Annotated in this window: 16 protein-coding genes; 10 read left to right on the forward strand and 6 right to left on the reverse strand. The window is 65.4% G+C overall.

Translation table 11 applies throughout. The annotated features are described in order from the left end of the window. The first annotated feature begins 33 nt into the window (after window positions 1–33). Genes SCNU_RS19245 through SCNU_RS19255 form a run of 3 tightly spaced genes read left to right on the forward strand, consistent with a single transcriptional unit; the run spans window position 34 to window position 1,930 of the window. Complete coding sequence (locus SCNU_RS19245; protein WP_009681090.1) at window positions 34–429, forward strand: ArsR/SmtB family transcription factor; 396 nt, start codon at window positions 34–36, stop codon at window positions 427–429. Then, complete coding sequence (gene arsB / locus SCNU_RS19250) at window positions 426–1,517, forward strand: ACR3 family arsenite efflux transporter (RefSeq protein ID WP_009681091.1); 1,092 nt, start codon at window positions 426–428, stop codon at window positions 1,515–1,517. The genes SCNU_RS19245 and arsB overlap by 4 nt, the downstream gene beginning before the upstream one ends. Further along, window positions 1,514–1,930 (forward strand): arsenate-mycothiol transferase ArsC, encoded by a 417-nt coding sequence (locus SCNU_RS19255; RefSeq protein ID WP_009681092.1) that lies wholly within the window; start codon window positions 1,514–1,516, stop codon window positions 1,928–1,930. The genes arsB and SCNU_RS19255 overlap by 4 nt, the downstream gene beginning before the upstream one ends. Window positions 1,931–1,976: 46 nt before the next feature. On the opposite strand, the gene SCNU_RS19260 is transcribed toward SCNU_RS19255, so the two are convergent. Both SCNU_RS19260 and SCNU_RS19265 read right to left on the reverse strand, forming a co-directional pair. Beyond that, entirely contained in the window at window positions 1,977–2,729 is a 753-nt protein-coding gene (locus SCNU_RS19260) for a SigB/SigF/SigG family RNA polymerase sigma factor (RefSeq protein ID WP_009681093.1), read from the reverse strand. 161 nt (window positions 2,730–2,890) lie between these two features. Further along, window positions 2,891–3,913, reverse strand: coding sequence for an iron-containing redox enzyme family protein (locus SCNU_RS19265; RefSeq protein ID WP_009681094.1), 1,023 nt, complete (start codon window positions 3,911–3,913; stop codon window positions 2,891–2,893). Window positions 3,914–4,031: 118 nt separating this feature from the next. On the opposite strand from SCNU_RS19265, the gene SCNU_RS19270 reads away from it, so the two are divergent. The 3 genes from SCNU_RS19270 to SCNU_RS19275 all read left to right on the forward strand — a co-directional run bounded on the left by SCNU_RS19270 (window position 4,032) and on the right by SCNU_RS19275 (window position 5,315). Continuing rightward, complete coding sequence (locus SCNU_RS19270) at window positions 4,032–4,736, forward strand: HemK2/MTQ2 family protein methyltransferase (RefSeq protein ID WP_009681095.1); 705 nt, start codon at window positions 4,032–4,034, stop codon at window positions 4,734–4,736. Window positions 4,737–4,786: 50 nt separating this feature from the next. Next, window positions 4,787–4,939, forward strand: a complete 153-nt coding sequence (locus tag SCNU_RS20950; RefSeq protein ID WP_274378035.1) for a CDGSH iron-sulfur domain-containing protein — start codon at window positions 4,787–4,789, stop codon at window positions 4,937–4,939. Window positions 4,940–5,000: 61 nt separating this feature from the next. Next, on the forward strand, window positions 5,001–5,315 hold the full coding sequence (locus tag SCNU_RS19275; protein ID WP_009681097.1) for a GlsB/YeaQ/YmgE family stress response membrane protein: 315 nt from the start codon (window positions 5,001–5,003) through the stop codon (window positions 5,313–5,315). 4 nt (window positions 5,316–5,319) lie between these two features. On the opposite strand, the gene SCNU_RS19280 is transcribed toward SCNU_RS19275, so the two are convergent. Next, complete coding sequence (locus tag SCNU_RS19280) at window positions 5,320–5,958, reverse strand: helix-turn-helix transcriptional regulator (protein ID WP_009681098.1); 639 nt, start codon at window positions 5,956–5,958, stop codon at window positions 5,320–5,322. 199 nt (window positions 5,959–6,157) lie between these two features. Here SCNU_RS19280 and SCNU_RS19285 point away from each other — a divergent pair, with 199 nt between their 5' ends. The 3 genes from SCNU_RS19285 to SCNU_RS20475 all read left to right on the forward strand — a co-directional run bounded on the left by SCNU_RS19285 (window position 6,158) and on the right by SCNU_RS20475 (window position 7,733). Then, window positions 6,158–6,799 (forward strand): PAS and ANTAR domain-containing protein, encoded by a 642-nt coding sequence (locus SCNU_RS19285; protein ID WP_238526499.1) that lies wholly within the window; start codon window positions 6,158–6,160, stop codon window positions 6,797–6,799. Between the two features lie 200 nt (window positions 6,800–6,999). After that, entirely contained in the window at window positions 7,000–7,443 is a 444-nt protein-coding gene (locus SCNU_RS19290) for an Hsp20/alpha crystallin family protein (protein WP_009681100.1), read from the forward strand. 80 nt (window positions 7,444–7,523) lie between these two features. Continuing rightward, the gene (locus SCNU_RS20475) at window positions 7,524–7,733 is read left to right on the forward strand and encodes a hypothetical protein (RefSeq protein WP_139026148.1); all 210 of its coding nucleotides are present in this window, start codon (window positions 7,524–7,526) and stop codon (window positions 7,731–7,733) included. Window positions 7,734–7,788: 55 nt separating this feature from the next. On the opposite strand, the gene SCNU_RS19295 is transcribed toward SCNU_RS20475, so the two are convergent. From SCNU_RS19295 to SCNU_RS19305, 3 genes are all read right to left on the reverse strand, one after another. Continuing rightward, window positions 7,789–8,466 carry a DoxX family protein gene (locus tag SCNU_RS19295; RefSeq protein ID WP_009681101.1) on the reverse strand — a complete coding sequence of 226 codons (678 nt, stop codon included), beginning with the start codon at window positions 8,464–8,466 and terminating at the stop codon, window positions 7,789–7,791. 180 nt (window positions 8,467–8,646) lie between these two features. Beyond that, entirely contained in the window at window positions 8,647–9,003 is a 357-nt protein-coding gene (locus SCNU_RS19300; RefSeq protein WP_040518945.1) for a hypothetical protein, read from the reverse strand. A gap of 127 nt (window positions 9,004–9,130) precedes the next feature. After that, complete coding sequence (locus SCNU_RS19305; RefSeq protein ID WP_040518958.1) at window positions 9,131–9,754, reverse strand: LGFP repeat-containing protein; 624 nt, start codon at window positions 9,752–9,754, stop codon at window positions 9,131–9,133. A gap of 141 nt (window positions 9,755–9,895) precedes the next feature. Here SCNU_RS19305 and SCNU_RS19310 point away from each other — a divergent pair, with 141 nt between their 5' ends. After that, entirely contained in the window at window positions 9,896–10,123 is a 228-nt protein-coding gene (locus SCNU_RS19310; RefSeq protein ID WP_009681104.1) for a dodecin, read from the forward strand. The last annotated feature ends 215 nt before the right edge of the window (window positions 10,124–10,338 follow it).

Consider the following 10,338-nt stretch of genomic DNA (forward strand, 5'->3'; position numbering starts at 1 on the left):
GCCCTTCACATCGATGATTGTCAATATCGATGAGTGTCTAATCCATCGATCGAGCTCCTCGACGCCACGACCGAACGGTGCTCACCGCTCGTTCGGGACCCACTCTCCCCCGGCCGGGCGGTCGAGGTCTCGTCGGTGTTCAAAGCGCTCTCCGACCCGGTCCGGCTCCGGCTGTTCAGCCTGATCGCCAGCCACGCGGGCGGCGAGGCGTGCGTCTGCGACATCTCCCCGGCGGTCGACGTCTCGCAGCCCACCGTCTCGCACCACCTCAAGGTCCTCAAGGCTGCAGGTCTGCTGGACTCGGAACGACGAGGATCCTGGGTGCACTACCGCGTTCTTCCGGAGACGCTCGCGATGCTCACCACCATCCTCGCGCCAGTCGACGACGCCCCGCCGGCCGTGCGCCCATCAGCCGCAGGTGCGTCATGAGCGCCACCGCCGACGAGAACGTGGTCGGCAAGCTCTCCACCCTCGACCGCTTCCTGCCGGTCTGGATCGGCGTCGCCATGGTCTCGGGCCTGCTGCTGGGCCGGGCGATCCCGGGACTGAACACCGCCATCGAGAAGATCCAGGTCGACGGTGTCTCCCTGCCGATCGCGATCGGCTTACTGATCATGATGTATCCGGTCCTGGCGAAGGTCCGCTACGACCGCCTCGACACCGTCACCGGCGACCGTAAGCTCCTGATCGGATCATTGGTTCTGAACTGGGTGGTCGGTCCCGCACTCATGTTCACTCTCGCGTGGCTGATGCTGCCCGACCTGCCCGAGTATCGCACCGGCCTGATCATCGTCGGCCTCGCGCGCTGCATCGCGATGGTCATCATCTGGAACGACCTCGCCTGCGGCGACCGCGAGGCCGCCGCCGTGCTCGTGGCGATCAACTCGGTGTTTCAGGTGCTGATGTTCGCCGTTCTCGGCTGGTTCTACCTGTCGGTCCTGCCCGGCTGGCTCGGCCTCGAGCAGACCACCATCGACACCTCACCCTGGCAGATCGCCAAGTCGGTCCTGATCTTCCTCGGCATCCCCCTGATCGCGGGATTCCTCTCGCGCCGCATCGGCGAGCGAACCAAGGGCCGCGACTGGTACGAGCAGCGATTCCTCCCCAGAATCGGACCGTGGGCCCTCTACGGACTGCTGTTCACGATCGTCGTCCTCTTCGCTCTCCAGGGTGGTCAGATCACGTCGAAGCCGTGGGACGTCGCCCGCATCGCGCTTCCGCTGCTGGCCTACTTCGCGATCATGTGGGGCGGCGGCTACCTCCTCGGCGCCGTGATGCGGCTGGGCTACGCCCGCACCACCACGCTCGCCTTCACTGCCGCGGGCAACAACTTCGAACTCGCAATCGCCGTCGCCATCGGCACCTACGGCGCCATCTCCGGGCAAGCCCTGGCCGGCGTCGTCGGACCACTCATCGAAGTCCCCGTCCTCGTCGCCTTGGTCTACGTCTCGCTCGCACTCCGCCGACGATTCCCGGCCATCGACCGATCCGCGACCCCGGAAGCGCCCGTCTCATGACCGCCGAGCAGCCGTCAGTCCTGTTCGTCTGCGTCAAGAACGCCGGCAAGTCCCAGATGGCTGCCGGACTCATGCGCCAGATCGCCGGCGACACCGTCGAAGTCCACTCCGCCGGAACCCGGCCCGGGACGGCCGTCAACGCGCTCTCGGCTGAGGCACTCCGTGAGATCGGTATCGACCTCTCTGACGAAGTGCCGAAAGCGATCGACCTCGACCTCCTCCGACACGTCGATCTCGTCGTCACCCTCGGCCGCGAAGCCGTCGTCGACCAACCCGGCGTCCGAGTCGTCAACTGGGACACCGACGAGCCCTCCGAACGCGGCATCGAGGGGATCGAACGCATGCGTCTCGTCCGCGACGACATCGCCGACCGCACCCGAACACTGGCAACCGAACTGACCATCGCTCCCTGATCCGGCCCGAACCGCGAACCATGTTGCGACACAACCGTCGCCACCCTCACGTCAACTGCGCTCGCAGCTGCCCCAGAGACGCGGCCAGCAACCGTGAGACGTGCATCTGGGAGATGCCCATCCGGCACGCGATGTCGCTCTGCGTGCGTTGCTCGTAGAAACGCATACCGATGATCGTGCGATCACGTTCTGGCAGCCGCAGCACTGCCGGTCGCAGCGCCAGACACCGTTCGACGCGGGCGTAACCGGGATCGTCTGCTCCAAGGAGTTCGAGCAGCAGCGCCCGCTCATCGTCACCGGCGCCGGCGTCGAGCGAGACTGCGGACTGTGCGATGTCCGCCGCACGTGCGCGGACGATCGCGTCCGGTGACTCGCCCAGAAACGCGGCGATCTCGTCGTCGTCAGGTGTGCGGCCATGCGTCTGCTCAAGCTGTTCCTCCGCTTCCCGAATCCGGCCGCGAAGCTCAATGGCACTGCGCGGCAATCGGATCGACGCGGTGCGGTCCCGGAAGTGACGCCGCACCTCCCCGATGATCGTCGGAACCGCGAAGGACAGGAAGTCGTTGCCCTGGGTCGGATCGAATCGATCGACCGCGTGGACCAGGCCGAGGCGAGCGACCTGTTCGAGATCGTCGAAGGGTTCACCGCGCTCCCGGTACCGTTGAGCGATGTGCCTCGCCAACGGCAGGCACGCGACGATCGCCTCATCTCGCAGAATGGTGCGCCGGGGATCACCCGGAGGTCGGTATGCGCGTTCGCGCAGGAGTTCTCGGGCACGGGAGTAATCGTCGGTCGTCATCTGCTGAGCTCCTGGGATCGCACGATCGCGGGCGCCGGCACTGTCCGATCACGGGCTGTCCGAGGCCGACCGATACGAGGATCGTGTGCAATGATCGCGAGCCGTCACGGGCTCGAGATCTCTGGGAACTCAGCTGTGCGGTCAACCGAGTGATTGATACGTTACTGGTCGACCTCACGCCGAACAAGGGATCTCCCAGAGTTCCAAGCATCGACGAATGCCCGGTCCAACCGGTTCTCCACCACCAGAAGTGCGCGGATCCCGAACACGACGTCGTCCTCGAGCGAAGGTTCATCGGACAGGAGCACGCCCACGACCTCGTCCCGCATCACGAGTTCGTGAACCGCATCGGCCTCGACGTGCTCGCGGAAGAATCGTCGCGCAGGCTCCGGAGCTTCGAGCCTGTCCAAGCCGTGCAGTATCCACGCCGAACCGACCGGAGAGGTCATCTCCGTAGCGGCGAAGTGACCTACTGTCGCACCCCTGCGGGACCGTCTCAGGCCCAGACACATCATCAGATTCACCGGAGCCAGAACCACTCCGGGCGCGTGAGGCAGATACCCGAGGTAGTCGCAGTTGAGTCCCATGGACGACAGCAGCTCGCCGAACAGGTTCTGATGGACCCGCTCGGCGCGCCCGGCACCGTACTCGTCGAACTCGACCGCGACGAAGGCGGCCTTCACACGCCCGCTCAGACGAGGGATCGCCCACGCGTGCGGGTCCGCCTCCTTCAGGTGGTAGACGGACCGGGCCGCGAAGTAGTCCGCGAACTCGTCCTCGGTACCCCATCGCCGCAGATGCGCCACGGCACCGGACGGAACGCCGCGGGCGAGCGCACCCAGCTCAGCGTCGGCGGTTCCCTCTTCGCTCAGCGGGACGCATTCCTCGACGACGGCGCTCAGAAAGAGATCCTCCAGGCGGCCACGCGCCCCAATGAGTACCGGATCCCATTCGCAGTCTCTACCCGCGTCCGCCCAGCCCCGGTAATGAAGCTCATGACACACGGCCAATGCCAGCTGGACATCGTCGCTCCACGGATCCAGCACCGTGGGAACGTCGATCCGTGCAGGTGCGTCGGCCGGTGTCGCGCGCACCGCATCGATGATCCGCGCTGACATCGGACCGCGTGCGGCGGGCAACGACGGTTGACCGGCGATGGTCGAATCGACTTCGAAGACTGGCATGAATCGGCGTCCCTCTCGTTCGCAATTGATGTCCGGAGGTACCCGTTCGGTGCACAGGTGAAACCCCGAGCGGGAACGAGGCGATGATTGGAATCGACGGGATCGGGTACTCCCACGCATGACGTCTCCATTGATCTCGCCAGACCTCATCAGCGATGCCGACCGCGATCGGCAGGTCTATCGCCCGCAGACAGACACGCGCATGCTCATCGACTCACTCCTGGCGCTGGATCTCTCCGGGAGGCGGATGCTCGACCTCTGCACCGGTTCGGGAGCCGTCGCACTCGCAGGTGCGCGGGCGGGCGCTGACATCACCGCCGTCGATTCGTGTCCACACGCGGTCGCGTCGGTGCGCCGAGCGGCCGTTGACGCGGGGTTCGACGTGCACGCAGTGCTCTCAGACCTCGCTGATGTCACCGACAGCGGCTTCGACATCGTCACGTGCAATCCGCCGTACGTGCTGACGCCGATCGGAACAGAGTCGTCGATCGACGGGCCCCGTCACGCGTGGAATGCCGGGCCCGACGGTCGGGCCGTTCTCGACCCGCTGTGCTCGGCGCTGCCCGGACTGCTCGCCGCAGACGGAATCGCGCTCCTGGTCCAGTCCGAACTCGCCGACGTGGACACGACTCTCGCCGTCCTCCGGGCGACGGGTCTTCGAGCAAGGATCGTTCGCCGACAAGTGGTCCCCTTCGGTCCGGTCATGAACTCGCGCCGACAAGCGCTCGTGGACGGTGGACAACTCGACTCGACGATCGACACCGAGTCGCTCGTCGTCGTTCGCGCGGAACGCATTTCACACGACCCGGGAACGTCATCGTGAGTCCTCGCCGCGAGTCACGTCGCGTGCGCATAGTTCCCAAGGGACCGATCGTGATCGAAGGGCCCGTCGATGTGGAGGCACCAGACGGATCCACCGTCCACTGCGGGAGATTTCAGGTCGCGCTCTGCGCATGCGGACTCAGCCGCACCGCGCCACTGTGCGATGCGAGTCATCGCCGACGCCTGCGCCATCGCGCGCACTGAGGCGACCACACACGTCTCAACGTTCCGACGGCACCAGCCGTCATCCCGAATAGGAGAAATCATGTACGCCAACGTCGTAGTACTCGCTGACGAGATCCTCGCGCGGTCCTCGACCTTCACGTCGGTGGGTTGGATCGGCTACATCGTCATCGGCGGGCTGGCCGGATGGCTCGCAAGCAAGGTCACCGGCGTCGACGCCCAGATGGGTGTGCTCGCCAACATCGTCGTCGGCGTCATCGGCGCACTGCTCGGCGGCTTCGTGCTGAGCTACTTCCTCGACACCGCCGGCGGCGGGCTGTGGTTCACGTTCCTCACCGCACTCGGCGGCGCGGTCGTACTGCTCGCCGTCCTGAAAGCCGTGACGAGCCGACGATGACGGCCTAGCGGCGCCGCTTCCGGTCCGGTACGAATCCGTGGTTCACTCCCCACAGCACGGCCTGTGCGCGGGTGTTCACACCGATCCGGCGGTAGCAGGTGCGGATGTAAGTCTTCACCGAGTTGATCGACAGCCCGGTCTGCTCGACGATGTCGGCGTTGCTGAGGCCCTGCACGATCAGGGCCAGTATCTCGGCCTCGCGCTGAGTGAGACCTTCTTCCCGGCCCGGCCAGTCCCCCGCGATCGAGCCGGCCGTGTCCGATCTCCCGACGTAGACGGCCGGCGCAGCATCGTCGGCGTGGATCCGCTCAAGCGCGTCGACGAGTTCGGCGGCAGGCAGCTTCTTCGACAGAACCGCGGCCGCACCTGCGGCCAGCGCGTCCGCGCCGGTCGGCTCGGCATCCCATGCGTACACCACGACCTTTCCCACACGTGCATTCGCCATCAGCTCGGCGATGATCCCGCGATCCGCCGGCGGATTCGCGAATGAGTCGTACAGAGCGATGTCGACCTCTGCGGAAACGTCGTTCGACGTCGACAACGCCCGCACGACGACCCTCTCCGAATACAGCCGGAGCATGGTCGCGAGGCCTTCGACGACGACGTCGTAGTCGTTGATGAGCGCAATTCGGATCGGCCGCATACCTCACTGTACGTAACTGTTCTACACCCTTAGGGGTGAACCATTTAGCCCCTTGGGGCCCGTACAGTCTCAGGAACCCGCATCACCATTTGGGTGGTGTTGTGCAGGCAGGGCCTGCGGCCATTCCGAAAAGGACGTTCCTTTGCATCGACAAGACATTCACGTTCGACAGATCAGCGACATCGCGCCGCACGGTGCGGTGTCACCATTCCGATTCGGCCGCTTCTGGTACTACCGGGAGGAGGACCGCTGGGAGTGGTCTGATGAATTGGCCCGACTTCACGGATACGAATCGGCGGATTCGGTGACACCGACGAGCGATCTGCTCCTTCAGCACAAACACCCCGACGATCGACATCGAGTCGGCGAGCTACTGGTCCGGGTCCGCCTCGAAGGAGAGCCATTCAGCAGCCAGCATCGGATCATCGACATGCGCGGCGTGGTGATTCCGGTGATCGTGATCGCGGATGTTCTCTACGACCGGAAAGGACGCAGGGTCGGTACATACGGGTTCTATGTCGCGGCCTCGGAGACGAACCATGAATCAGCGCAGAACCGCACAGCCGACTCCCCCGGCGGAGAGCGGGGCCTGGACATCGATGACTTCGTCCGCCGGCGGTCGACCATCGAACGGGTGAAGGGCGCCCTGATGCTCGCGTACAGACTGAACGCGCAGCAAGCGTTCGATCTCCTGGTCTGGCGTTCCCAGGAGTCGAACACGAAACTCCACGTACTCGCCACGTCCATCGAGGCGAGGTTCAACGACGTCGACGTCCCCTCGCAGGCACGATTGAGTCTCGACCGAGTGATCCTCAGCGCCCACGAAGCGTCTCGGCGATGACGTCTGCGATCCTGCACACCGCCGGATCACACCTCCCCGACCGCGGGTTCGCATCGCGCTCTCCGCATTCGACACGCGCCGCGAAGAACACTGAAAGGGCGTTAGCACTCGACGGTATGGAGTGCTAAATTCATACATGCACAGTGAAACAGATCATCGGCACCGATGCCGGTGAATGTGGAGCAAGGAGGTGCATTGCTGTGCTTCGTTTCGACCCTTTCAGCGACCTGGATTCAATCGCCCGGGGTGTGCTCATGGCGCACGAGAGCGGAACCCCGAGAACGCCGCGATTCATGCCGATGGACCTGCAGAAGGTCGATGAGAACTACCTTCTCACCGCCGATCTCCCTGGAGTAGATCCGGACTCCATCGATGTGAGCATCGACAACGGTGTGCTGACATTGTCGGCTCACCGGTCACCTCCATCGGACGACGGCGCGAAGTGGCTGGCGGCCGAGCGATTCGTCGGCACGTACCGGCGGCAGATCACCCTCGGCGACGGAGTCGACCCGGACGGCATCAGTGCGCAGTACGACAACGGCGTGCTGACGGTGGTCATTCCTGTCGCCGAGCGCGCCAAGCCGCGGAGAATTGCGATCTCGACCGCCGGCGAACCGCGGGCGATCAGCGCGAACTCCGCCTGACCACGCGGCCCGGGTCGACGGCCGCCGGGCCGTCGACCCGACCTCACCGCATGACGCTCCCCGTGCAAGAAGGTGCAATCGTGGCGACCACCAGTTCACTGATTCAAATCTCCCGTCCCGATGCCGAGGACCCGCCGTCGGACGAGATCCGTTGCGCTACCTGCGAACGGTCTTTTGCCTCACCCCGGATCAGCAAGTACTTCGACCTGACGTTCGCGCTCTCGAACGGGTGGATTCATGAATCCGGACGGTGGCTTTGCCCGTGCTGCGCGGCCATCGAGTCGAACTGACGACCGCAGTCGTTCCCCGACGGGCACAAGTGCGCCGCAGATCAACGATCCCGGGCTACCGTCCATCCGAACGACGGAGGGCGGCCGGGGCTCGCGCGACGATCTCGTCCGCGGTGTCGGCGGCTTGATCCCTGACGCGCTCTAAGACGCCCGGCGCGGCTTCGACGGCTGCGTTCGTTTGCGCACGCGCGGCCTCCGCGAGGTGTGAAGCCTGGTCCTTGATCGCCTCCATCGGTACCCGGTCCGCGATGTCGTGAGCAAGTGTTTCGGCGTGCTCGACCGCGGAGCCCCACGCGCTGGCGGTGTCCGAGTCGTTCGGCAGCGCAGCCGCGGCGGATGCCCGCACCTGCGCGATACGGCGACGACCGCGCCACCCCAACGATGGTCGACCCTCGGTATCCGCAGCGGCGATCAACACCCCGCCGAGGAGACCGAGGTCCTTCATGAAGTAGGCCCGCTTCGTCCGGCGCCTCGTCGGATCGGTCTCGTTCCAGAAGTCGCCGCCGAGCAATGCCGTCGGCACCAGGGTGCCGGTGAGGACTGCCGAAGCCAGACGCGGAGCCTTCCCCACGGCCAGCGCGGCGCCGGCCGCGATCTGTACGGCACCCGCCGCACGGACCACCGTCTCCGGCTCTGCCGACAGTCGGCTCGCCAGTGGTTGCACGACGTCCGCCGATCCAGTGGGCGCCTGCAGCGCGTCGAGACCGGACGCGATGAATGCCGAACCCAGCATCGGGCGGGCGATCCTACGGAGAAGCACTGGTAATACCTCCTGTTTTCGACCTGCAGTGATCAGCAATCGTACGACACAGGGTTCCCCGAACCGCTCAGCGTCAAACATTCCACGATTCGCCTTGCACTCCCTTTCACACAGCGGTGGCCCGACCAGCACCGGACCGGTCCGACGGACGCGTCAGCGCTGCGGGGTCAGGGAGATCGAGCCGATGACGGCTCCACCGAAATACGCCGGCCCCGTGTAGCCACCGTGCCCATCACTGTTCAGAATGACGCGATGGCCCGGAAACAGGTCGACGTAGCCGCCGTTCCGCGTGGAGTGAATCGGGTACCGCCCGATCAGGACCAGATCGTGGCCTTGAACGTGCGCGGTGCGCTGAAGGAGCACGACGCCGCCGGACAGCGTCGTCGACGTATACGTTCCCGGCTTCACGTCTGCAGAGGCTTGCCCCGCGACGCCGAACACCGTTGCGGCACCGACAGCGACAGCGATCGCAGCGGTCCGGATCATGACTCGATTCGCACGTGTGGACATCGTCTTTTCCTGTCGCTCGGGGCCTATAACGTTACGCCTGATCGAGGGCCGCGTCCTGCCCACACAACACACCTGCGCGGTTCGTCCGAGATGTCGTCACCGCTCCTAGGATCGGTCGAGGACGGGCCTACTCGGTCGGCACGACCTTCCCCTGGACGGTCACGGTGACGGCCCCGCTCGCAGTGTCGTATGCCACCGAACCGTGCTCGAACGTGGTCGTTCGAACCGCCCCTCGTTCGACCTCGTCACTCGTCACCGGACCGAGCGGGCCGGCCGAGCCGTTCGAGCCGAGCGTGCTCGGGATCCCCTGGGCGTCGCGCACCACGTTCCACGCCTCTCGGATCTTGCCGGTCGTGATGTAGGCGGGAGTCCCGGGATCGTCGTTCCGCGCCGTGATGACACCGCCGGTGAACTGCTGGTAGACCACCCCGTTATCGCGCGTACCCGCGTTGCGGTCGCCGGTCAGCGGCGGCCCGAGGGTCTGCTTCTCCGACGACGTCGCCGACGCATATCTCGCCGCGATCGGACCCCTCATCGTGATCTCGACGCCGCCCGCGCCTTCGACCCTCACCTCGTCCACCCCGCCGGTGGCCGACTTCGATACCGCTGCAACTGATTCCGATGCACCGGCCATCGCGGCGGTCGACGCGTCGCTTGCCTCGCCCTGGGCCCCGCACGCGGTGGCGGCCAGCACTACAGCCCCGACGGCCGCCAGGACCCCGGTCGTTCGACGGTATGCGATCTTCCTCATGAGTTCCTTCCCGAGGTCGGTGTGGTCCACCCGCAGGCTACCCAGAGCTGTGTTCTCGCGAACACTGCGGCACACATGCAACGCGGGGAGGCATTCACCGAACGTGCTCGCCGAAGTGCTCGACGGTGGGACGATCGACAGATGAGCACACACACCTATCGAGTCATCGACGTCGTCGGCTCATCACCGACCAGCACAGACGAGGCCATCCGAAGCGCGATCGCGCGCGTCAGCGAGACCACCCGCAACGTGGAGTGGTTCGAAGTCACCGACACTCGCGGGCACGTGGTCGACGGTTCCGTCGCGCACTTCCAGGTCACCCTGCGCGTCGGTTTCCGCATCGATCCGAGTGGCTCGACGACCTCCTGAGTCGACACGGTCGCCGAGACCGCGGTATCCGTCGATGCGAGCACAGCCTTGACCGCACAGATGAGATGTCGGCGAGATCGTGACTATCGACCCAGAACCGTCAATCTCGTGCCGTCTGCGATCGGAGCGTCTGTCGGTGCGCCATGCGCGAACGGACGTTCGCAACGCAGCCTAGGTGTGATGTCCAGGCAGGTTGTTTTCAATCCTGGTGATGG

It is taken from the genome of Gordonia neofelifaecis NRRL B-59395 (genome assembly GCF_000192435.1).
In the GTDB taxonomy this organism is placed as follows: Bacteria; Actinomycetota; Actinomycetes; order Mycobacteriales; family Mycobacteriaceae; genus Gordonia; species Gordonia neofelifaecis.

Bases quoted from the DNA above. Each gene is read 5' to 3' on its own strand.
- SCNU_RS19270 (WP_009681095.1), top strand. From the start codon at position 4,032: ATGACGTCTCCATTGATCTCGCCAGACCTCATCAGCGATGCCGACCGC.
- SCNU_RS19280 (WP_009681098.1), bottom strand. From the start codon at position 5,958: ATGCGGCCGATCCGAATTGCGCTCATCAACGACTACGACGTCGTCGTC.
- SCNU_RS19265 (WP_009681094.1), bottom strand. From the start codon at position 3,913: ATGCCAGTCTTCGAAGTCGATTCGACCATCGCCGGTCAACCGTCGTTG.
- SCNU_RS19305 (WP_040518958.1), bottom strand. From the start codon at position 9,754: ATGAGGAAGATCGCATACCGTCGAACGACCGGGGTCCTGGCGGCCGTC.
- SCNU_RS19255 (WP_009681092.1), top strand. From the start codon at position 1,514: ATGACCGCCGAGCAGCCGTCAGTCCTGTTCGTCTGCGTCAAGAACGCC.
- SCNU_RS19260 (WP_009681093.1), bottom strand. From the start codon at position 2,729: ATGACGACCGACGATTACTCCCGTGCCCGAGAACTCCTGCGCGAACGC.
- SCNU_RS19275 (WP_009681097.1), top strand. From the start codon at position 5,001: ATGTACGCCAACGTCGTAGTACTCGCTGACGAGATCCTCGCGCGGTCC.
- SCNU_RS19310 (WP_009681104.1), top strand. From the start codon at position 9,896: ATGAGCACACACACCTATCGAGTCATCGACGTCGTCGGCTCATCACCG.
- SCNU_RS19300 (WP_040518945.1), bottom strand. From the start codon at position 9,003: ATGTCCACACGTGCGAATCGAGTCATGATCCGGACCGCTGCGATCGCT.
- arsB (WP_009681091.1), top strand. From the start codon at position 426: ATGAGCGCCACCGCCGACGAGAACGTGGTCGGCAAGCTCTCCACCCTC.
- SCNU_RS19295 (WP_009681101.1), bottom strand. From the start codon at position 8,466: ATGCTGGGTTCGGCATTCATCGCGTCCGGTCTCGACGCGCTGCAGGCG.